Here is a 21,001-nt window from a genome sequence, read left to right as displayed (position 1 = left end):
GTCGACCACGGGACGTCGGAGGGACCATGGAGGGAGGAGGCCGGGGGCGCGTGTGCCACGGACCACCGGCGGTGCCGGCCCGCCCCACCCCTGACCGGCGACGGCCGCCGCCGGTGCCCTGGGCAGGCCCCTCGAAGGAGGCGGTGCACGGTGATCACGCGAGTGCGGATGCCGCACCGGCATCTCACGCCGCCGGCCAGGTCCGGGCCGCCACGCGAGCCGCCGAGGCCGCCCGCGCAGCCGCCCCGGGCGGGCTGGCAGTGGTGGATCATGCCCCTGGTCTGGGTGCTGTTCCTGGTCGTCCTCACGCTCGTCCGCGCCCCGTCGGGCACCCCGCCCACCCACCTCACCTACAGCGACTTCGTCGCCAAGGTCGGGGTGGGCCAGGTGAAGACCGTCGACATCAACGACAGGGGAGCGGTCAACGGCATCCTGAAGAACGGCACCAAGTTCACCACCCAGCTCCCGACGGCGCTGGGCACCGGACCGCTCCAACAGCAACTCCAGTCCCAGCACGTGCAGATCACCGCGTCCCAGAGCAAGGGCGGCGGCAGCCCGTTCACGTCGGTCCTGTCCGCCCTCCTGCCGGTGCTGCTCCTCATCGGCGTCTTCTACTGGTTCGGCCGCCGCGCCGCGCGTTCCATGACGGGCGGGCTGAGCGCGATCGGGCGCTCCCGGGCGAAGATCATCGAGGCGGAGCGCCCGACCACCGGGTTCGACGACGTGGCCGGCTACGACGGCGTCAAGCAGGAGATCAGCGAGGTCGTCGACTTCCTGCGCAACCCCTCCCGCTACGCCGCCGCAGGTGCCAAGGGACCGCGCGGTGTGATCATGGTGGGGCCGCCCGGCACCGGCAAGACACTCTTCGCCCGCGCCGTCGCCGGGGAGGCCGATGTGCCGTTCCTGTCGGTGACCGGATCGGCCTTCGTCGAGATGTTCGTCGGGGTCGGCGCGTCCCGGGTACGTGACCTGTTCGACGAGGCCCGCAAGCGCGCCCCGTCCATCATCTTCATCGACGAGATCGACGCCGTCGGCGCCCGCCGCGCGGGCATCGGGCGGATCGGGGGGAACGACGAACGCGAACAGACCCTCAACCAGCTGCTGGCCGAGATGGACGGCTTCGACCAGTCCACGGGCATCGTCGTCCTCGCCGCCACCAACCGGCCCGAAGCCCTCGACCCCGCGCTGCTGCGCCCGGGCCGTTTCGACCGCCAGGTCACCGTCCCGCTGCCCAACCAGGCCGAACGGGACGCCATCCTCCGGGTCCACGCCCGGGGCAAGACCCTCGCCCCCGACGTCGACCTCGGCATCACCGCCCGGGCCACACCGGGATTCTCCGGCGCGGACCTGGCCAACCTGCTCAACGAGGCCGCCATCAACGCCGTCCGGGCCGACCGCACCCTCATCGAGCCGGGCGACCTCGACGCCGCCCGCGACCGCGTCCTGCTCGGCCGCCGTGAGGCGTCCAACGCCCTGCTGCCGGAGGAACGCCACGCCGTCGCCGTACACGAGTCGGGCCACGCCCTGGTCGCCGCGCTGTGCGAGCACGCCGACCCCGTCGCCAAGGTCACGGTCCTGCCGTCGGGCATGACGCTCGGGGTGACCGAGCAACTGCCCGAGGCCGAGCGCCATCTGTACAGCGAGGGGTATCTGATCGACCTGCTCGCGGTCCGCCTCGGCGGCCGGGCCGCGGAACTCGTCGTCTTCGGGGAGGGGTCCAGCGGAGCCGCCAACGACCTGGCGGGCGCCACCCACATCGCCACGCGGATGGTCCGGGACTTCGGTCTCTCGCCCGCCGTCGGCCCGGTCGGCTACGCGACCGCCCAGCCGAGCCAACTGGGCGAGACCGCCGAGGAGCCCGTCCCGCAGCCCTACTCGCAGCAGACGCAGCGGATCATCGACGAGGAGGCCGCACGCCTGCTCCGCGAGGCCGAGGCCCGGGCGACGGGGCTGCTACGGGACCACCGCCGGGCCCTGGACCGCCTCAGCGACCTGCTGGTCGTACGGGAGACCGTCGACGGCTCCGCCGTACTCGACGTGCTCCGGCAGGAGGAGCGGGAGAGGCGGGACGCGGACGGCGCACCCGGCGAACTGCGGCCCCCGCCGCCGCGGGCCCGCGTCCCCGGCGAGGGGGACCGCTCGGCCGGTTCGGCGGCGGACCGCGAGGCGCCGGGCGCCGACGGGTCGCCGAACGGTCCGGCCTGACGGGGCGCTCGGAGGGGAGCGCGGGTTGTCGGCCCGCCCGCCCCGCGGCGCCCTGTCCGTCTCGGCGGGCTCACCCGGGGGTGAGCGGCACGGCGACGACGGGGCAGCGGGCATGGCGCAGTACGCCCTGGCTCACCGAACCCAGCCGCGTGCCGGTGAACGCGCCGTGACCCCGGGTTCCCACCACCAGGCCGAGCGCGCCGGCGGACGCCTCGGTCAGCAGCTGCGCCGGATGGCCGCCGACGAGTTCGTGGCGCACCTCCACGTCCGGGTACGCGGCACCGCGGTCGGCGACGGACTCGTACAGCAGACGCCGGCACTCCTGTTGCGCGGCCTGTGCGTCGAGCACCCCGAGCAGGCCCGGCCGCCAGACGTACAGCGCCCGCAGCGCCGCACCGTGCAGGGAAGCCTCCTCGAAGGCGAAGTCGACGGCGGCGGCGCAGCGTGGGCTGCCGTCCACGCCGACGACGAGGTACGGGGGCCGCTGGGTGATGTGCTCCGGCTCGGGCACCACCACCACGGGGCAGCGGGCATGTGCCAGGACGGACAGGGCGACCGACGCGGAGCCGAACAGTCCCTTCACCCGGTTCAGATGCCGGGATCCCAGGACGACGGCCGTGGCATCGTGACTCTGCTTCTGAAGGATCTGCGCCGGATACCCCTCCACCGGCAGGGCGGACACCTCCACCCGCGGCCACCGGGCCGTCACGAAGGCCGCCGCCCTCGTGAGCACCTGCTCCCCGGCCGCGCGCAGGGTGCGGTTCTGCTCCTCCCACGAGTCCGGTACCTCCCAGCGGCGGAGCTCGGCGGTCGGCACGCTCTCGGCATGGACCAGACGCAGCGGCACCCCGCGCCGCTCGGCCGCGTCGGCCGCCCAGGCCAGCGCCCCGCGCTGTGCGGGGTCGGGGTCGACACCGACCACGATCGGCCGGCGAGCACCAGGTCCGGACATCGTCATCTCCTGCGATTCGGGTTCCGGTGCGTCGATACCTCCGACGTCCCGCCACCCGAGGCGGCTTGTCTTACTCTCTTCTTACATTACGCAACTGAATAGGGACATTCTGTCATTCCGGATGACCTGCGCAAAGAACATGCAAAGGGGGCTTCTCTGAATGAGTCAAATTTCTAGCAGTGCTCTTCTGCTGGGGGCGCCTCGATTCCTAGTGTGAGCCGCCATTGCGCGTTAATTCGGTGTTCGGATAGTGAGAGGCCCCTTGACATGGCGAAACTCGACCATGCCGCCCCCGACGACACACAGGCCGCGACCGGTCTACGGCGGGAGGTCGGCCTGATCGGACTGATGTGGGCCTCGGTCGGTTCCATCATCGGATCGGGCTGGCTCTACGGCGCCGAGAAGGCCGTCGTGATGGCCGGCCCCGCAGCGATCATCTCCTGGCTGATCGGCACGGTGGCCATCGTTCTGCTGGCGCTCGTACACGCCGAACTGGGCGGCATGTTCCCGGTGGCGGGCGGCACGGCCCGTTACCCGCACTACGCCTTCGGCGGCCTGGCCGGCATGTCCTTCGGCTGGTTCTCCTGGCTGCAGGCCGCCACCGTGGCCCCGATCGAGGTCGAAGCCATGATCGGCTACGCCGGCCACTGGCATTGGGCCAAGGGGCTACAGCACTCCGACAGCACCCTGACGACCAGCGGCCTCATCGTCGCCGTCGTCCTCATGGCCGTCTTCGTCGTGGTCAACTTCCTCGGCGTCCGCGTCCTCGCCCACACCAACAGCGCGGCCACCTGGTGGAAGATCGCCGTCCCGCTCGCCACCATCTTCATCATCGCGGCGGGCAACTTCCACCCGCACAACTTCACCGCCCACGGCTTCGCCCCGTTCGGCGCCAAGGGCGTACTGGGCGCCATCAGCTCCAGCGGCATCATCTTCGCCCTGCTCGGCTTCGAGCAGGCGATCCAGCTCGCGGGCGAGAGCCGCAACCCCCGGCGCGACCTGCCGCGCGCCACGCTCGGCTCGGTCGCCATCGGCGCGGCCATCTATGTGCTCCTCCAGGTCGTCTTCATCGGCGCGCTGCCGCTCAGCTCCTTCGCCCACGGCTGGGGCAAGCTCGACTTCCCGGGGATCAGCGGCCCCTGGGCGGGCATCGCGACGCTGGTGGGCCTCGGCTGGCTGAGCGTGGTGCTGTACATCGACGCGGTGATCTCCCCGGGTGGCACCGGCCTGATCTACACCACCGCGACCTCGCGTGTCTCCTACGGCCTGTCGAAGAACGGCTACGCGCCCAAGCTCTTCGAGAAGACCGACGCCCGGGGCGTGCCGTGGTTCGGTCTCGCCATCTCCTTCCTCACCGGCGTGATCTGCTTCCTGCCCTTCCCGAGCTGGCAGGAGCTGGTCGGCTTCATCACCTCGGCGAGTGTCCTGATGTACGCCGGCGCGCCGCTGGCCTACGGCGTCTTCGCCGATCGGCTCCCGCACCTCGAGCGCCCCTACCGCCTGCCCGCCGGCAAGCTGATCTCGCCGCTCTCCTTCGTCGTCGCCAACCTCATCATCTACTGGGCCGGCTGGGACACGCTGTGGCGCCTGGGCGTCGCGATCATCCTCGGCTATGTGCTCCTCGGCGGCTACGCCTGGTACGCCACGGCCAAGGGCCTGCCGGACGCTCCCCGGCTGGACTGGCGGGCCGCCCAGTGGCTGCCCGCCTACCTGGTGGGCCTGGGCCTGATCTCCTGGCAGGGCGGCTTCGGCGGCCAGGGCCACATCGGCCTGTGGTGGGACATGCTGGTCGTCGCGGCCTTCTCCCTGATCATCTACTTCTGGGCGAAGGCCACCGCGTCCCGTCCCCAGGAGATCGAGCGGAGCATCGAGGAGGTCGTCGTCACCGACGCGCCCGCTCACTGACCCGGACCCCACGGTGTCCCGTCGACCACGGCCGGTCCGGCCGAGGCCGACGGGACACCGTCGTGTTCGGTCCCGCTCACGCGGTCCTGTTCGGTTCTGCTTACGCGGTCTTCGGCGCCGCCTGCTGCACGACCTCGAAGGACCACAGCGTGGACCCGCTCGCCGCCGGCTTGGGCCGCTCGCCGCTCTCGGCGCCGCCGCCCTGGTGGGCCGTCTTCATGGGACCCTCCATCCACGCCTGGAAGGACTCCTCGTCCCGCCACCGCGTGTAGACGAGGTAGGTGTCGGTCCCTTCGACGGGCCTGAGGAGTTCGAACCACTCGAACCCGTCGGAGCTCTCCACGGCGTGGGCACGGGAGGCGAAGCGCTTCTCCAGCGTCTCCCGCTGCTCGGCTGGGACGGTCAGTACGTTGATCTTGACTACGCTCATGGCCCCATCCTGCCGCACGGCGGGCGGCCGACGGTGAGCGGCTCGTCCTTCGCGCCCCTGCGCGCTGCCCGATCGGGCCCCGGCGGGGCGCGGAGCCGACGGCCACGGTCCGACGTGCGCGGACGCGATCCGGGGGTGAGGGTGAAGTATGAGCGAGCCGCGCGTGATCGTGTCCGCGCCGTCCGAGACCGGTGGCCGCCGAGTCCGGTCCGACGGCGAGATCCTCGGGATGGCGTACAGCCTGCATGAGCTGGCCGTGCTGCTGCAGCGGGCCGGCCTGGAGGGCTGGGACGAGGTGGACGTGGCCGAGTCCCCCTTGATCGAGTGGCATGGCGGCGGGCCGGAGGTCTGGCCGAGAAGCGGCGGCTGCCCCGGCGGGTGACCGGGCGTGGCGGGTGCCAGGTCGCCAGGCGGGCCTGCCCCCCTGACGGCTTTTTCGACGGAAGCGGACAGGTTCCGCACCATCGCGCGCTCTGCGGGGCAGGCAACACGGTGGCAGATCACCGTAGGGGAGGGGTTCCATGGGGACAGTGCTGCTCGTCGCGTCGGCCGTCGCCGTCGTGGGGATCGTCGTCGTGAAGGCGCTGCGCGCGGGGCGCCGGGAAGCGTGTGCGGAGCAGGGCCGGCTGGCCGAGGACGCGCGCCGCCAGGCGCGCCGGTCACTGGACGCGGTCTGGGTGATGGACGACCGCCGGTTCGAGGAGTTCGTCGCCGCTCTCTGCCGCCGGGACGGGTGCACCGGCGTACGACGGGTCGGCGGCGCGGGCGACCTCGGAGCCGATGTGACCGGGTTTCTGCCCGACGGCCGACGGCTGGTCATCCAGTGCAAGCGCTATGCCAAGCACCGCACGGTCGGCAGTCGCGAGATCCAGACGTTCAACGGCACCGCTCGGGCCGAGCACGGCGCGGACGTCCCCGTCTTCGTCGCCTCCTGCGTGTTCACCAAGCCGGCCCGGGACTTCGCCGCCCGGCACGCGCTGTGCCTGGTCGATGTCGACCTGCTCGGTTTCTGGTACAGCGGCACCCCTCTGACCTCGTTCCTGTCGCTGGACATCGGCCGCTCCGGCAGCAATCGCAGGCTCAGCCCCGATCCCGAGTGAGGAGCGGGCTGGGCGGCCCCGGCTGAAGGCGCGTGCGGGAGTGGGCTGTTCGCCGGTCAGCCGCCTGGGGGCGGTCCCGGGCTTTCCCAGGAGGAATCCGCCCCCTCGGCCGACCGCTGTACGCCGCCCCCCACTCCCGGATCTTCCCGGCGGGCTATGCCCGCTTCGGGAAAATGCGATGCCCACAAGCCTGAACGCGGCTAGAGTCGCGGGCATGCACTTCCTTCAGATCTACGGCTGACGCGGTCGGGGCAATGCCCCGGCTTCCCTCCCGCATGTCCATGTGCGCCCCCGGTAACCGAGTCTTCCTCGGAGAGGTCGGCGTGCTGACTTGCTGTGTCCTCTTCGCCGTAGACCTGAAATGAGTGAGCTTCCGTGTCTTCCGTGTCTTCCGTGCCCCGTCGCCGCGCCCACATCGCGATGGTCGGCATCCCCATCGTCAGCCATGTCCTGCCCAGCCTTGCGATCATCCGCGAGCTGGTGGCCCGCGGCCACCGGGTGACCTACGCCAACGACCCGGCGATGGCCGACCTGATCACGGCCACCGGCGCCGAACTCGTCCCCTGCACCTCCGAACTGCCGGTCGCTGACAACAACTGGCCCGACGACCCCATCGCCGCGATGGGCCTCTTCCTCGACGACGCCATCCAGGCACTGCCCCAGTTGCGCGCCGTCTACGACCACGACCCGGCGGACCTGTACCTGTACGACATCGGTGCCTACGCCGCGCGTGCCCTCGCCGAATCGCAGGACCGGCCCCTCATGCAGCTCTCCCCGACGTTCGTGGCCTGGGACGGATACGCCCAGGACGTCGCGGCGCACCTGTGGGGAATGCCGGGCGCCGATGCCTACCGGGCGAAATTCGCACGGTGGCTCGCCGACTCCGGGGCGTCCACCACCGACGTGGACGCCTTCTCCGGCCGTCCCGCGCGGGCCCTGGCGCTCATCACCCGGGCGATGCAGCCGCACGCCGACCGGGTCGACACCGACACGGTGACCTTTGTCGGGCCCTGCTTCGACACAACGGCGGGCGCGGACGGCTGGGACCGCCCGGCGGATGCGGAGAACGTGCTGCTGATCTCCCTGGGCTCGGCGTTCACCCGTCAACCGGAGTTCTACCGCCAGTGCCTGGCGGCCTACGGCAACCTGCCCGGCTGGCATGTCGTCCTCCAGATCGGCAAGTACATCGACCCGAAGGAACTCGGCGACATCCCGCCCAACGTCGAGGTGCACTCCTGGGTTCCGCAGCGGGCGATCCTGGAGCAGGCGGACGCCTTCGTCACCCACGCCGGCATGGGCGGCTGCGGCGAGGGGCTGCTGGCAGGCGTCCCCATGATCGCCGTACCTCAGGCCGCGGACCAGTTCATGAACGCCGACCGGCTCGTGGAACTGGGCGTGGCCCGCCGTGTCGACACCGCGCAGGCCACCGCCGACACCCTGCGGGCGGCCCTGAACGACCTGGTCACCGATGCGGAGGTCGCCCGTCGCTCGGCACGGCTGCGTGCCGGCGCACAGGCCGAGGGCGGCACCCCGCGCGCCGCCGACCTCATCGAGAACATGCCGGCCTGAGCCCTGCCCGCTACAGCCGGGGGGTGGTGAAGCGGTACTTCGCTGCGGGCAACGGCCGTTCCTTCGTACACTGACGGCCGTTGCCCGTCGACGGCCGAGTCCGGCCGCCTCGCGGGGATCCGCCGCAGGGCTTGACGCACTGCGGCGACCGCCGGCCGCGCCACCCCCCATCCGCGCACCACCGCTCACTCGCAGAGGGCCGAATGCCGACCATCAGACTTGTCCAGTACCTGACAGGAGTGGCCGCGGTCCTCCTCCTGCTGACCACGGCGCCCGGAGCGGTCGCCGCCGCCCCGGAGTCCTCGCCCCGGACCACTGTCGCCACCGTCCCCGCGGCCGACACCTGGCAACCACCGTTGTCCACCCGCGGCCGGTACATCGTCGACGCCGCGGGCAACCGCTTCCGGCTGAGGTCGGCCAACTGGGACGGCGCGCAGGGGTCCTGGACGGGCAGCGGCAGCATCGACGACCCTGCCAACCACCACGCCGGCCAGGACTCCTACGGCATTCCCCTCGGCCTGGACCGCGTCGCGCTGCCCAAGCTGCTCGCCGACTTCCACGCCCTCGGGATCAACAGCATCCGGCTGCCGTTCTCCAACGAGATGATCCACACGACGACTCCCGTGCCGGACGCCGCCGTCACCGCCAACCCGCAGCTGCGGGGCAGGACACCGCTGCAGGTCTACGACGCCGTAGTCGCCGCGCTCACCGGCGACGGCTTCGCGGTCATCCTCAACAACCACACCAACACCTCCCGATGGTGCTGCGGCATCGACGGCAACGAGCGGTGGAACAGCCGGCAGTCCACCCAGCAGTGGGCCGACGACTGGGTCTTCATGGCGCGCCGCTACGCCTCCGACCCGCGCGTGGTGGGAGCCGACCTCTACAACGAGGTACGGCGTGACATCATGGACGACCCCAACTGGGGCCTGGGCGACGACCACGACTGGTACGCCGCCGCCCAACTCGCCGCGGACCGCATCCTCACCGAGGGCAACCCCAACCTCCTCATCGTCATCGAGGGGATCAACTGGACCGGCGTGCCCGTCGACGGGCTGCCGCACGGCCGCCCCGCCCTCACCCCCGCGCGCACGCTCTCGCACACCCTCGTGGCCACCCACAAGCTGGTCTACTCCGCCCACTTCTACGGCTACACCGGCCCCCACCACAGCGGCGCCACCGGCCTCGGGGAGACGCACGACCCCCGCTACCAGGACCTCACCCGCGACCAGCTGTACCAGGCCCTGACCGACGAGGCCTTCTTCGTGTCCGAGGAGGGCGGCCGGCACTTCACCGCACCGCTGTGGATCAGCGAGTTCGGCATCGGAGCCGGTGAGACGGGCACCGCCGCCCGAGCCTGGTTCGGCAACATCACCGACTTCTTCGCCGACCACGACACCGACTTCGCCTACTGGCCACTGGTCGGCTGGGAGGGCCACGACGACTGGTCGCTACTGCGCTATGACACGGCGGGTCACCGATACGGCATCCTCGACCAGTCCGACTGGCGCAGCACCGCGTGGAACCACCTCATGACCGCGCCCACACGCACCGGGCCCGTGGCGGAGGTGCCCTCCTGGCGCATGCTCGCCACCGACCACGGCGACCGGATCCAGTCGCTTCGCGTGCGTGCCACCGGCGACTGGGACTCGGGCGCCGCCAAGGCGGCCTGTCCCGACGGCCTGCGGCTGACCGGCCTCGGCCACACGGCGGGCCGCGCACTGTGCACCGACATCACCGCCGGTGATCTGCGCGCGGCGGGCGACGCCCAGACGGTCGTCACCGACGAACGTTACGTCCCGCAGGGCGGCGACTGGGCCTCGGGTTACACCAAACTCCAGTGCCCCACCGGCGACTTCCTCATCGGCTACAGCCACCGTGGCGGCCGGGTGTCGGCGGCCCTCTGCGTTCCCGCCCGGGGGCAACTGGGCACCGCGGGACGGACCGTGTGGTTCGACCGGTCCGACAATCGCCCCGCCGACGCCGCAGGCGGCGACTTCGCCTACGGCGACTACAAGGGCCAGTGCGCCGACGACGAGTACGCCGCCGGGATCGCCTTCACCACACGCCTGGGCAGTACGGCGGGCCCTGCCGCCCTGCTGTGCCGCAAGCTGTCCTGAAGGCCGGGACGCCGGGGCGCCGGTGACGGGGATACCGCGACGGCGGTATCCCCCCGGTGTGCACGGATCAGTCCGCCCCTTCGGCCGGTCCGTCGAGCCGGTCGAGGGACGCACCGGCGAGGGCCGGTCGGGCACCCGCGTGCCGTGGCGGACGGCAAGAGAGGGCCACAGGCGGCAGTAGACGGCGTACCGCGTGGGCCCGCTCGCGCGGCCCGGGCGCGAACCCCGCCCTGATGAGCGGGGCGACCGTGAACGAGCGGTCGACGAGCGGGCGGGCGAGTGCGGCCTGAGCCGCGGTCATCCCGCGTGCCGAGAGCAGGTCATGGACCAGTCCGTTGTGGGTTGACGACACACCGCCTGCCCCGAGACCGGGAGGTTCTGCACACCGCTCGGCGCTCGTGGCGCTCGCCGTGGGCCGTCGAGCGGGCGATTACAGCATGTGAGGTGTGCGAGGCGGCCGTGTCCTCGGCTCGTTGTGATGCCGTAGCGAGGAGCCTGCCCGCCACGATGGCACTCGGGACCGGTATTGCCCGAGATGCGACAGAACTTGTCCGGTCTGGGTGGTCGTACGCGCCGGTAACCGCAATCATGCCATTTACGCACCGTAGCGGTAGGCATTCGTTTGAGTGAGCAGGTAGCGTCCCCACACATACGAGCGGGCCCCGGCACGGCGGGATACCAGACCGGGGCCCGACTCAACTCTGTTCAACGATCGAGGAGATGACTGACATGCCCCCCAACCGAAACAACGGCTTCGGCCGGCCACTCGAGCGGAGCCGGTCGGAGCGGTTCGACCGTAACATCCCGCACGCGGCCGCGGTTGAAACCCGCGACCTGCGTGACAGGGAAGTCAACATGCAGGTAGGGGCGTTCGTCGCCGCCCCGGTCCTGGGCATCGTGCTGGTCCTGCGGCCCGAGGTGTACGAACTCGCCGCAGCGGCGGTCTGCATGCTGCTGGCCGCAACCCGTCGCTCACACCTGCGCTACCGGCGGCTTCGCCTCGCCTGACGATCGGGCGGCCGCCCCCGGGACGCTCCAACGGCCCGGGCGGCGGCCGCCCGACCGGCGGCGCGCCGATCACCCACCCGCGGAGCCGGCCCGAGTTCGGCTGACGGCTTCTGCCGAAACTCTCAGTTTCCGCGACCCAGCCCCGGCAGCACCTGCCCGCAAAGGATGCCCGATCCCATGACGCCCAAGGACCCAGGACCCGCCAACTGTCTCAACCCCGACTGCGGCAAACCCATTGACCGCAGCGGCGGCTCCGGCAGGCCGCGCCACTACTGCAACGACGTCTGCGGCCGCGCCTACCGCCGGGCGCGTGAGAAGCACCCGACCCCGGACGCGGTCGCCCACGATCACTTCGCCGACGAGGTCGCCGACGATCTGGCGCGCGGCGTCGAACACCTGCGCCGACTGACCCGAACGCGCCATCCGCTGGCCGGCCTGAACCTGCTGCACACCCTGGAACGCGACCTGGAGGACCTGAAGGCCGCGCTGGTGCAACAGGCCCGCGACCAGCGGGAGAAGAACGCGGAGATCGCCCGTGCGCTGAGCCTGCCCCCCGAGCAACTCACCCGGAAACTCTCCTCCGAAGCCGTCCGCCGGAGGATGGCCAACCGTCAGCAGCGCCCCCGCAGCGGTCCGGCCCGACCCACGGAACCGGAGGCCGCCGCCTCGGCGCCCGTCATCCGCATCCCGCGCCAGCGCCGGCCCCCGGGCGGGCCGGGCGGCGCCACACCCTTCCGGGCCCGGGAGCCGGACCGGCATCCCGCGGGGCCGGCCGCAGTCCTCGCTCGCGCCCTGTCCCAGCTACAGCGCGTGAGTGCCAAGTCCTTCCGTCGGCTCGCCGACGACACCCATATATCCGCCTCCTACGTCTCCCGGGTCCTCAGCGGCGAACGCTGCCCTTCCTGGAAGGTCACGCGCGCGCTCACCCTGGCCTGCGGGGGAGACCCGGCGGAGATCCAGCCCCTGTGGGCGGCCGCCCGCGGACAGACACCGAATCAACGCGGCAGCCTGCACGCGGCCCTGCGCGGACTGCACCTGTCCGCCGCGCGGCCCGCCACGGCCGACCTCGGCGCACGCAGCGGCCTGAGCCCTTGGGCCGTGGTCGGCATGCTCAGCGGCAGCACGCTGCCCGCCTGGGAGGACGTCGAGGAACTGGCCCGTGCCCTGGGCGCCGAAGCCCCACCGCTCCGGCCGTTGTGGAACGCCGCACGCGCCGCGGCGGCCGGGCCCCCCGACCCGCTCGCCCTCCGTCCACCCGCCGAGGTCTTCGGATGACTCCACACACCCTCAGGAAACCGGTCCGCACACCGGCAGCCCGCCCCCGCCTCCCCTGTCCGCCCCCGTACGCACACATCGACCCGCCCCGCCAACAGGCCCCGCTCACCCCCGCGTTGCCTCCCGCCTTCGAGGCGTTCTGCGCTCTGCACCGCGACCACTACCTCGACTACGCGCGCGTTCACCTGCCGGACGACGAGGCACACAGCTTCGTCCGCGGCATCCTCGGGGAACTGGCGGTCCGCTGGCCGCACATCGTCAGCCATCCCAATCCCGCCGCCCGCGCCTGGACCCTGCTGAGCGCCCGGATCCGGGCCCGACGCCCCCTGCCCACCCCCCTCGACACCTGCCCGGCACCGCAGTACGACGCCCTCGTGCTGCACTGCCTGCTGGAGCACAGCAGCACGGCCGCCGCCGAGACCATGGGCCTGGAGCCGAGCAAGATCCGCTTTCTGGTCTGCTCCGCGTCCCCCGCCTGCCGCAGGGCCGCCCGGCATCTGCGCCCCGATCCACCACGGGATCTGCCCCCGGCCATCACCGGGCCGCGCGACGCTCCCTCCGCGGGAAGAGCCCGGTGAGCAGAGGGCCCACGCGTCCTCCTGGCCGGTCGGGGAGACCTGGCGCCTGCCGACCGGACGCCCCCGCCAGGGCTCTTCGAGTGACCGAGAGATTGAGTCGCCAAGTCCGTGGCCGGTTGATGTCGTCCGAGCCATTGTCACCGGCCACTCCTGCCTGGTTGGGTTTCCCGCTGGAACGTGACAGGCATGGCAGGCCCGGCCCACGGGCGTGGCGCGCCGACGAGGGAGTGGGTGGCATGGCAGCGGGGACGCGGGCAGCGGACGGCGGGACGACCCTGCCCGACGGGCTCGGACAGGCGATCCACGAGACCGCCGCGGACATCGCGACGGTGTTGCGAGCGGCGGCCGACACGACCGTACCCGTGCCCGGCTCGGAATGGACCGTGGGCGAGGCGGCGGCTCATCTCGCGCTGGCCAACGCGTTGATGGCCGACCTCGCGGCGGGCCGCGCACGCCCGTACGGGGACGGCACGCCGCAGAGCCTGGCCGCGGCCAACGCGCGGTCGCTGGCCGCGTTCGGGGAGCGCGGGGCGCAGCCGCTGGCGGCGATGATCGTGGCACAGGCGGACGGCTTCCTCGAGGCCGTCGCCCGGGCCACGGCGGACCAGACCGCCGACCGGACGCCGGTCACGCCGCTGGGACCGATGGACCGGTCCGTTCTCGCCTCATACCTGCTGACCCACATGCTGGGCCACGGCTACGACCTGGCCCGCGCGCTCGGCCGACCGCACATGATCGACCGCGCTCGGGCCGGACTGTGCATGCCCTTCCTGCTGACCGCCATGCCGCGAGTCGCCGACGCCACCGCCGCAGCCGGGGTCACGGTCCGCTACCGGCTCCGCGTGCGGGGCGGGCCGGAGTTCGGCGTCACCTTCACCGACGGCGCCGTGGACGTGACGTCCGCGCCGCCGGACCGTCCGGACTGCACCATCCTCACGGAGCCGGTCACGTTCCTGCTCATCGCCTTGGGCCGCTGCGACCCGTGGCGGGCCATGGCGCGCGGCCGGGTGCTCGCCTGGGGGCGCAAGCCCTGGCTCGCACCGCGCTTTCCGACGCTCTTCACGGCACCGTGATGCGTACAGCGGCCCCGCGTCAGCGACGGTGTCCGTACGGTGCCCGGACCCGCATCGCGGCCCCGTGCTCCCGCTCCGGAAGGGCGGGTGCCTGCGCCTCAGCGCCCGCTGTCAGGCCAGATACCCGTCCGTGAGCGCGAGAACGGCCGAGCCGTCGTTGTCGGCGAGCTTGGTGCCGGTGAAGGCGCGCGCCCACTCGGAGGTCTGCAGCCGGAACGGGGGCCGCTCGGCGGTGAGCGTGTCGATCACGGTGGCGGCAACCTGCTCCGGGGTCTGTGCGGCGTTGGCGAACTGCCCCAGGGTGCGGGCGACATAGTTCCGCAGCGGCTCCGCGTACTCGCCCGCGGCGGCGATCAACTGCTCCGGGTCGAGGCCGACGTTGGTGACGAACTCGGTGGCCACGGCCCCGGGTTCGACGACGGAGACCGCCACGCCGAGCCTGCCCACCACCGGGGCGAGGCTCTCCATGAAGCCCTCGACCGCGAACTTGGCCGCGCAGTACGCCTCGTTGAAGGGCTGGCCGACGATCCCGCCGACCGAGCTGACGGTGATCAGCCTGCCGCCGGAGGCGCGCAGGTGCGGCAGGGCGGCCTTGGTGGCCGCCACGACGCCGAAGAAGTTGACCTCCATGACCCGGCGTACGTCCTCGACCGTCTCGTTCTCGATGGTGCCCACATGGCCGGCACCGGCGTTGTTGATCAGTGCGTCGAGCCGTCCGTGGTCGGCGAGGATGCCCTCGATCGCGGCGTTCACCGAGGCCGGGTCGGTGACGTCGAGCTGTCGGATGTCGAGTGTGACTCCGGCCCGGTCGGCCGCGTCGCGCAGTGCGCCGGCCCGGTCCGGATTGCGAAGGGTGGCGACGGTGGTCCATCCGGCGCGGGCGGCGGCTATGGCGGTTTCCAGGCCGATCCCGGAGGAGGTGCCGGTGATCAGGACGACTTTGGCGGACATGGCTGCCTTTCTGCGGGTGTGCTGGGGTGAGGCGCCCCGGGGGAGAGCCACGGTGAGAGGGTGCCGGACGAGAGCGCTCCAGACAGGGGCCGGTACCCATGCACTGGGCCTATATAGTTATAGAGCACCACCATATTTGTCAACCATGGTGGTGGCTGAAAAGCTGGCCTAGACTGCGGTCATGGACGCCCCCGACCCGCTCACCGCAGAGGTGGTCAGCCTCTTCGCCAAGATCACCGCCCGCTACGGCCGTGAGTACGAGACCGCCTCGGCCCACCACGGCCTCACACCGCAGCAGGTCAAGGTGCTGCTGGCGTTGGACGAGCCGCTTCCCATGCGGAGGATCGCCGAGCGCGTGGGCGCCGACCCGTCCAACCTCACCGGGATGGTGGACCGACTCCAGAGCCGCGGCCTCGTCGAACGCGTTCCCGACCCGGCCGACCGGCGGATCAAACGCATCGCCGCCACCGAGGCCGGCCTGGCCGCCGCCCAGGACGTCCGCGCCCGCCTCCGCTTCGCGAGCGATCCACTGGCCGCCCTCGACGGGGACCAGCGGCGCGGCCTGCGGGACCTGCTCCGGCTGATGGTCGATTCCCAGCGCCCCGGCGACTGACCCCCGCGGCGCACGGCTCTCTCCCCCGGCTTTCCGCATCGACGACGTGGGGTTGTTCCGTGTGGCGCGCTCCCCGCACCGGTCACGTACTCCTCAGTCCTCGCCCAGCACCGTCCGGATCACGTGCCGGGCGTTGTGCGCCATCGCCTGGTTCGTCCTCCGGTAGTACGGCAGCGCGATCAGCGCCTGCGAGAGCGTCCGTGCCCGGCCGCGGATCCAGGTCGCGTCGTCCACGCCGAGCGCGTCACGGAAGACCTCCCGCGCCTTGGCCGGCAGCAGATTCCACGCCGGGAACAGATCGCAGGCCGGATCGCCCACCCCCATGCAGCCGAAGTCGATCACCGAGGTCAGCCTGCCACCGTCCACGAGCAGATTGCCCGGCATCAGATCGGCGTGCAGCCACACCGGCGGCTCGTCCCAGCCCGGCGCCCCCAGCGCGTCCTCCCATACGGCGGCCGCGGCATCGCAGTCGACGCCCTCCTGCGGGATCCGGCGCAGTTCCTCGATCGCCGCCCGGGTCGCCGTATCGAGCGAGGCGACCGGCCCACCGCGGTAGGCCTTCGGCGCTCCCGGCAGAGTGACGCTCCGCAGCGCCGCCACGAACTCGGCCAGATCCTTGGCGAGCAGTACGGGCTCGTCCAGTGTGTCCGGCTCGGGATTCCGCCCCGTCAGCCACCGGTACACCGACCACGGCCACGGATACCCCTCGCCGGGCTCCCCGGCCCCGAGCACCTCAGGGACGGGCCGGGGCAGCAGGGGTGCGAGGCGGGGCAGCCACTCCTGCTCCATCGACACGTCCTGGACTCCGCTCTCGACCAGCGGCAGCCGTACGACCATGCCGTCGCCCAGCCGGTACATGGCGTTGACCGTGCCCCCCGACGGAAACCGCTCCACCGCCAGCCCCGCCCACCGCGGGAACTGCCCGGCGATCAGGCGCCGTACGAGGTCGTCGTCGACGGGGTACTGGCCCGGGTGCAACCGCTCTGTACTCATGGGGCGTCATCCGATCGCCGGACGGCGGCGGGCGGCAAACGCTTTTCGGTGAGGCGGGGCACGTTGAGGCCGGCGCCGACCCGGGCCGTAGGCCCATGACACGGCGGCCGACTCCAGGGGCGCGGTGAGTCGGCCGCCGTATGGGTCCCTGCTCACCTGTGACGGGGCGGGGCGCTCCACCTGCTTCCAGCATGCACGGAGCATCTGGCTACGGCGACTCGGATGCCGCCGTCCCGGTGAGCCCCTGCCGGTTGCGGGCGCCGTACCCGGCGAGGGGCACGGCGCGGCAGTACGCGCGCGTGGGGGAGTGCGGAGTCGGGCCGGATGCGGGCCCGTCCGACGGTGGCGCCGGGGGCGTCAGGGGCGGTGCCATCGCGCGGGTAGGGTCCGCCTCATGAAACGGAAGCAGACCGTGCCCGAGCCCCCGGTGCCGGCGGTGGAGTTCCTGGCCTCTCAGGAGATCACCCAGACGCAGTGCCGCAAGTGCGGCAGCGAGGTTTCCGGGGTGAACGGCCGGTACGCCTGCGGGGTGTGCGGATGGGTCAACCACTGGAGCGAGGGGCACAACGACCTCCCGACCGCCGCGGACGACGCTGTCGAGGAGTGAAGCGGACAAAAGCGACCGAAGGAGAAAGAGTGTTCCATTTGCCGGGGTCGGCGGGATAAGGTCGCGCTCTGCGAGATCTTGTACGGAGGTACCCGGAATGGAGAACAGCGAGCCGGCACGCCGAGGGCGGCCGCCCGGCGTCCGGACGGTCGAGGGTGGGCTGACCGGCCGTCAGCAGGACATCGTCCGGTTCATCTCCGACACGGTCAAGCGGCAGGGCTACCCGCCGTCGATGCGGGAGATCGGCCAGGCGGTGCACCTCGCGAGCACCTCCTCCGTCGCGCATCAGCTGATGTCCCTGGAACGCAAGGGAGTCCTGTACCGCGATCCCAACCGGCCGCGCGCCTACCGCGTACGCTCCGCATGGGCCCCCGACCTGGACTGCGGCCCGAACACCGCGGTGGAGGTGCCGCTCGTCGGCCGGATCGCCGCAGGCGCGCCTCTGCTCGCGCAGGAGATGGTCGAGGACGTCTACACATTGCCGCGCCAACTGGTCGGCGACGGCGACCTGTTCGCCCTGACCGTGTCCGGGGACAGCATGATCGAGGCGGCGATCTGTGACGGTGACGTCGTCACGGTCCGTCGGCAGGACAGCGCGGACCACGGTGACATCGTCGCCGCCCTCCTTGAGGACGAGGCCACCGTCAAACAGCTGCGTCGGCAGGACGGTCAGGTGTGGCTCATGCCCCGCAACCGGGCGTACGAGCCGATCCCCGGCGGCCAGGCGAAGATCCTCGGCAAGGTCGTGGGAGTCCTGCGCGCCCTCTGACCGAGTCCGCCCCCCTCCACCGGCCCTCTCCCCGGCCGCCGCTCACCACATCGCGCTGCGCGCCTTGCCGTATCTGTTCCGGGAGGACAGCACGGCAGTGGGGGGATTCATCCGCGAACAGCGGCTGGAGCGCTGCCGAGCCGACCGCACCGCCCGCTTGTCGGCCGACTGGAGCGTCGCCGCGATCCGCGCCGGTTTCTGCGATGCCGCCGCGTTCAGCCGGGCCTTCACGGCATGCTGCGGAATGCCGCTTGGCGCATACCGCCGAGGCCAGGCGGGGCCGCAGCCGCGGAACCCGCCCGGGCGGCCGGACCGAGCCCCCGTCCCGGCGGTGTCAGCGGGCGCCGACGAACGTGCCCTCGACCCAGTCGGCGAAGCTCGTCCAGCGGATCTGCGGATGGGCGTTGCGCAGAGCGGCGACGTCGACGCGATAGCCCGGCCCGTTCAGGAACGTCCACATCGCGTGCATGTCCGGATTCCCGATCGCCGCCAGCGGCACCTCCTCATAGCGGACCCTGCGTCCCAGCACCTTGCTCAGCGTGGCCGCCATCTCCACGGGCGTGGGCGCGTCGCTGGCCAGTTCGATACGCTGCCCCACGTACGCGCCGGGGTTGAGCAGCACCTCGGCCGCGAACGCACCGAGGTCGGGCCGGGAGAGCTGCTGCAAGGGCCGATCGGGCGGCAACGGCAGTTCGATCACCCCGTCGAGGATGAGCTCCGCCTCGCCCAGGGCGTTGTCGTAGAAATACGTCGGCCCCAGAATCGTGTACGACAGATCGCTCGAGGTCAGCTCGGCTTCGATGCGCGCCTTGCTCTCGAAATGCGGTACCCCGCTGTTCTGGTCGGCTCCGGCCACCGAGCTGAACACGAGATGCGGTACGCGCGCCTGCTGCGCGGCGGCCAGGATCGCCCGGCCCTGGGCCACCTCGGCCTCCACGCCGGCCTCGAAGGGAGTGGTGAACGCGAACACTCCCGCCACCCCGGTCATCGCCGCAGCAAGCGACTCGGGATCGTTCAGAGAGCCCGCCACGACCTCGACGCCCTGGTGGGCCAAGTCGCGTGCGGCCCGCCGGCCGGGGTCCCGCACCAGCGCTCGGACCCGTGTCCCGCGGGCCAACAGGGCGTCGGTCACAGCCCTGCCCTGCCCGCCCGTTGCCGCAAGCACCAGAATCGGCTCATCGACCACCGTGGAACTCCTCTCCTCGCCGGGAAGCGTGACGATCGATCATCAGCGTACGCAACGCTATCCCTACCGCGACCCACCGGCAGCACTTCACCGGTACCCGGCACGCGTGGACCTCGACGACGCACTCACGCTCCCTGCCGCCGCCATCGCCGGACTCCACCGAAACCGGGAGCGGTGCGATGCGTCGTGGCTCCCCTCAAGTCGTCGCTGTGGCCATACGGGACGGCGGCGCGCCGAGTCCGCACGTCACAGTGGTGTGCGTGGGCTGGAGCGAACGCCCGTCGCCCGACCGCTCGCCGTGCGCGCCGGCCGGACGCCGAGCGACGTCGAGCGACGTCGAATTTCGCTCGATCGAGAGCTGGATGCCTTGTACATTCCCCACCGTGAGTGACGAGGACAGCGACGGGATCCGGTTGGCGACTGCCGCGGACGCGGCGGTGGTCGCACGCGTGCACATGACCTCTCGTGCGGCGGCCATGCCGTATCTGCCTCCGCAGAGACGCGATCACCAGCAGGTCACCCGATGGATCGAGGACGTGGTTCTGAAGACGTGCCGGGTGTGGGTGGCCGTGCGGGAGATGGAGATCGTCGGCTATGCCGCCCTTGAGGGCGACATGCTCGAGCATCTCTATCTCCGGCCGGACGTACGCCGACGGGGCATCGGCACGGTGCTGCTCGACGAGGTCAGACGGCACAGTCCCGACGGGGTGTCCCTGCATGTCTTTCAGCAGAACACCGAGGCTCGCGCGTTCTACGAGCACCACGGCTTCCGCGTCCTCGCCACCAGCGACGGCCGGGGGAACATGGAAAAACTCCCCGACATGACCCTGCGTTGGGCACCAGACCGCGCCCGGTGAACCGAACCGAAACGGGGCCGTCCGGCGGCTGTACTGATCGGCGACGCTGACGAACCTGTACGGGCCACCACCCGGCATGCGGAGGCCGCGGCCGCTGTCGCTCGTCGTGGGGCGACAGCGGCCGCGGCCGTACGGCTGCCGGTGAGCGGTGAGCCGGTCAGGCTCCCGTCGTGCCGGAGGCGTTGCGGCGGCGCAGCATGTAGGCGCCCGCCCCGAGGCCGCCGAGCAGCAGGATCGATCCTGCGGCCAGACCGCTGCCGCTGGTGCCCTGGGTGAGGGCACCGCCGCCGGCGTGGACACCGCCCGTGGGCGCCTTCTTGGCCTCCTGGTGCTCGCGGGCGCCGTGTTCGGCGTGGTCGGACTCGCTGCCCTCGGAGCCACCGGTGGCGGCGTCGCCGGCGGCCTGCGGGTCCTCCTCGGGTCCGCCGGCCTGCGGGTCTTCCTGGGGTCCGCCGGCCTGCGGGTCCTCCTGGGGGCCGCCACCCTGCTCGTCTTCCTGGGGTCCGCCCTGGGCGTCCTCGCTCTTCTCGTCGTGCTTGCCCTCGTGCTTGCCTTCGTGCTTGTCGCCTTGGTGGTCCCTGGTCAGGGCCAGGAACCCGCCGCCGGCCTTGACGCCGCCGGTGGGCGCCTTCTCGGCCTCCTGGTGCTCGCGGGCGCCGTGCTCGCCGTGCTCGCCGTGTTCGGCGCGCTCGGACTCGTTGTCCTCGGCGCCGCTCAGGGCCGGGGCGTCGCTGTCGGCCTCGGGCCCGCCCTGGGACTCCTCCCGGGCGTCGCCGTCCTCGTCGTGGTGCTTTTTGCCGTGGTGTTCGC

The 21,001-nt window shown here is 71.9% G+C and carries 21 protein-coding genes; 14 read left to right on the top strand and 7 right to left on the bottom strand.

Annotated elements, in window-relative coordinates; translation table 11 throughout:
- Window positions 1-150: 150 nt before the first annotated feature.
- Window positions 151-2,205 (top strand): ATP-dependent zinc metalloprotease FtsH, encoded by a 2,055-nt coding sequence (ftsH, locus tag ACWD5Q_RS27055; protein WP_451429649.1) that lies wholly within the window; start codon window positions 151-153, stop codon window positions 2,203-2,205.
- A 70-nt stretch (window positions 2,206-2,275) separates the two neighbouring features.
- On the opposite strand, the gene ACWD5Q_RS27050 is transcribed toward ftsH, so the two are convergent.
- The gene (locus tag ACWD5Q_RS27050; RefSeq protein ID WP_451429648.1) at window positions 2,276-3,157 is read right to left on the bottom strand and encodes a universal stress protein; all 882 of its coding nucleotides are present in this window, start codon (window positions 3,155-3,157) and stop codon (window positions 2,276-2,278) included.
- A 267-nt stretch (window positions 3,158-3,424) separates the two neighbouring features.
- Between ACWD5Q_RS27050 and ACWD5Q_RS27045 the strand changes: the two genes are divergently transcribed.
- Entirely contained in the window at window positions 3,425-5,062 is a 1,638-nt protein-coding gene (locus tag ACWD5Q_RS27045; RefSeq protein ID WP_451429647.1) for an APC family permease, read from the top strand.
- A 100-nt stretch (window positions 5,063-5,162) separates the two neighbouring features.
- On the opposite strand, the gene ACWD5Q_RS27040 is transcribed toward ACWD5Q_RS27045, so the two are convergent.
- A complete protein-coding gene (locus ACWD5Q_RS27040; RefSeq protein WP_451429646.1) occupies window positions 5,163-5,492 on the bottom strand; it encodes an antibiotic biosynthesis monooxygenase family protein in 330 nt (109 codons plus the stop codon).
- Window positions 5,493-5,640: 148 nt separating this feature from the next.
- Here ACWD5Q_RS27040 and ACWD5Q_RS27035 point away from each other — a divergent pair, with 148 nt between their 5' ends.
- From ACWD5Q_RS27035 to ACWD5Q_RS27020, 4 genes are all read left to right on the top strand, one after another.
- On the top strand, window positions 5,641-5,874 hold the full coding sequence (locus tag ACWD5Q_RS27035) for a hypothetical protein (RefSeq protein ID WP_451429645.1): 234 nt from the start codon (window positions 5,641-5,643) through the stop codon (window positions 5,872-5,874).
- A 139-nt stretch (window positions 5,875-6,013) separates the two neighbouring features.
- Window positions 6,014-6,592, top strand: a complete 579-nt coding sequence (locus ACWD5Q_RS27030) for a restriction endonuclease (protein WP_451429644.1) — start codon at window positions 6,014-6,016, stop codon at window positions 6,590-6,592.
- 420 nt (window positions 6,593-7,012) lie between these two features.
- Window positions 7,013-8,161: a macrolide family glycosyltransferase gene (locus tag ACWD5Q_RS27025; protein WP_451429678.1), complete on the top strand. Its 1,149-nt coding sequence runs from the start codon at window positions 7,013-7,015 to the stop codon at window positions 8,159-8,161.
- A gap of 203 nt (window positions 8,162-8,364) precedes the next feature.
- The gene (locus tag ACWD5Q_RS27020) at window positions 8,365-10,281 is read left to right on the top strand and encodes a glycoside hydrolase family 5 protein (RefSeq protein ID WP_451429643.1); all 1,917 of its coding nucleotides are present in this window, start codon (window positions 8,365-8,367) and stop codon (window positions 10,279-10,281) included.
- Window positions 10,282-10,348: 67 nt separating this feature from the next.
- Here ACWD5Q_RS27020 and ACWD5Q_RS27015 read toward each other — a convergent pair whose 3' ends face one another.
- Window positions 10,349-10,633 carry a hypothetical protein gene (locus tag ACWD5Q_RS27015; RefSeq protein ID WP_451429642.1) on the bottom strand — a complete coding sequence of 95 codons (285 nt, stop codon included), beginning with the start codon at window positions 10,631-10,633 and terminating at the stop codon, window positions 10,349-10,351.
- A gap of 377 nt (window positions 10,634-11,010) precedes the next feature.
- Between ACWD5Q_RS27015 and ACWD5Q_RS27010 the strand changes: the two genes are divergently transcribed.
- From ACWD5Q_RS27010 to ACWD5Q_RS26995, 4 genes are all read left to right on the top strand, one after another.
- Entirely contained in the window at window positions 11,011-11,289 is a 279-nt protein-coding gene (locus tag ACWD5Q_RS27010; protein WP_451429641.1) for a hypothetical protein, read from the top strand.
- A gap of 177 nt (window positions 11,290-11,466) precedes the next feature.
- Window positions 11,467-12,564, top strand: a complete 1,098-nt coding sequence (locus tag ACWD5Q_RS27005; protein ID WP_451429640.1) for a helix-turn-helix domain-containing protein — start codon at window positions 11,467-11,469, stop codon at window positions 12,562-12,564.
- The gene (locus tag ACWD5Q_RS27000; protein ID WP_451429639.1) at window positions 12,561-13,142 is read left to right on the top strand and encodes a hypothetical protein; all 582 of its coding nucleotides are present in this window, start codon (window positions 12,561-12,563) and stop codon (window positions 13,140-13,142) included. The genes ACWD5Q_RS27005 and ACWD5Q_RS27000 overlap by 4 nt, the downstream gene beginning before the upstream one ends.
- Before the next feature lie 236 nt (window positions 13,143-13,378).
- Window positions 13,379-14,215 (top strand): maleylpyruvate isomerase family mycothiol-dependent enzyme, encoded by an 837-nt coding sequence (locus tag ACWD5Q_RS26995; protein ID WP_451429638.1) that lies wholly within the window; start codon window positions 13,379-13,381, stop codon window positions 14,213-14,215.
- Window positions 14,216-14,326: 111 nt separating this feature from the next.
- Here ACWD5Q_RS26995 and ACWD5Q_RS26990 read toward each other — a convergent pair whose 3' ends face one another.
- Complete coding sequence (locus tag ACWD5Q_RS26990; RefSeq protein WP_451429637.1) at window positions 14,327-15,166, bottom strand: SDR family oxidoreductase; 840 nt, start codon at window positions 15,164-15,166, stop codon at window positions 14,327-14,329.
- A 181-nt stretch (window positions 15,167-15,347) separates the two neighbouring features.
- Between ACWD5Q_RS26990 and ACWD5Q_RS26985 the strand changes: the two genes are divergently transcribed.
- Window positions 15,348-15,779, top strand: a complete 432-nt coding sequence (locus ACWD5Q_RS26985) for a MarR family winged helix-turn-helix transcriptional regulator (protein WP_451429636.1) — start codon at window positions 15,348-15,350, stop codon at window positions 15,777-15,779.
- A 93-nt stretch (window positions 15,780-15,872) separates the two neighbouring features.
- On the opposite strand, the gene ACWD5Q_RS26980 is transcribed toward ACWD5Q_RS26985, so the two are convergent.
- A complete protein-coding gene (locus tag ACWD5Q_RS26980) occupies window positions 15,873-16,772 on the bottom strand; it encodes an aminoglycoside phosphotransferase family protein (protein WP_451429635.1) in 900 nt (299 codons plus the stop codon).
- 394 nt (window positions 16,773-17,166) lie between these two features.
- Between ACWD5Q_RS26980 and ACWD5Q_RS26975 the strand changes: the two genes are divergently transcribed.
- Window positions 17,167-17,379: a hypothetical protein gene (locus tag ACWD5Q_RS26975; protein ID WP_451429634.1), complete on the top strand. Its 213-nt coding sequence runs from the start codon at window positions 17,167-17,169 to the stop codon at window positions 17,377-17,379.
- Window positions 17,380-17,476: 97 nt separating this feature from the next.
- On the top strand, window positions 17,477-18,148 hold the full coding sequence (lexA, locus tag ACWD5Q_RS26970) for a transcriptional repressor LexA (protein ID WP_451429633.1): 672 nt from the start codon (window positions 17,477-17,479) through the stop codon (window positions 18,146-18,148).
- Window positions 18,149-18,482: 334 nt separating this feature from the next.
- Here lexA and ACWD5Q_RS26965 read toward each other — a convergent pair whose 3' ends face one another.
- Window positions 18,483-19,334, bottom strand: coding sequence for an NmrA/HSCARG family protein (locus ACWD5Q_RS26965; RefSeq protein ID WP_451429632.1), 852 nt, complete (start codon window positions 19,332-19,334; stop codon window positions 18,483-18,485).
- A 455-nt stretch (window positions 19,335-19,789) separates the two neighbouring features.
- Here ACWD5Q_RS26965 and ACWD5Q_RS26960 point away from each other — a divergent pair, with 455 nt between their 5' ends.
- Window positions 19,790-20,191 carry an N-acetyltransferase family protein gene (locus tag ACWD5Q_RS26960; protein ID WP_451429677.1) on the top strand — a complete coding sequence of 134 codons (402 nt, stop codon included), beginning with the start codon at window positions 19,790-19,792 and terminating at the stop codon, window positions 20,189-20,191.
- Between the two features lie 157 nt (window positions 20,192-20,348).
- Here ACWD5Q_RS26960 and ACWD5Q_RS26955 read toward each other — a convergent pair whose 3' ends face one another.
- Window positions 20,349-20,909 carry a hypothetical protein gene (locus ACWD5Q_RS26955; protein ID WP_451429676.1) on the bottom strand — a complete coding sequence of 187 codons (561 nt, stop codon included), beginning with the start codon at window positions 20,907-20,909 and terminating at the stop codon, window positions 20,349-20,351.
- Window positions 20,910-21,001: the final 92 nt, after the last annotated feature.

It is taken from the genome of Streptomyces sp. NPDC002513, from assembly GCF_053595355.1.
This window is presented reverse-complemented; position numbering and strand designations above follow the sequence as displayed.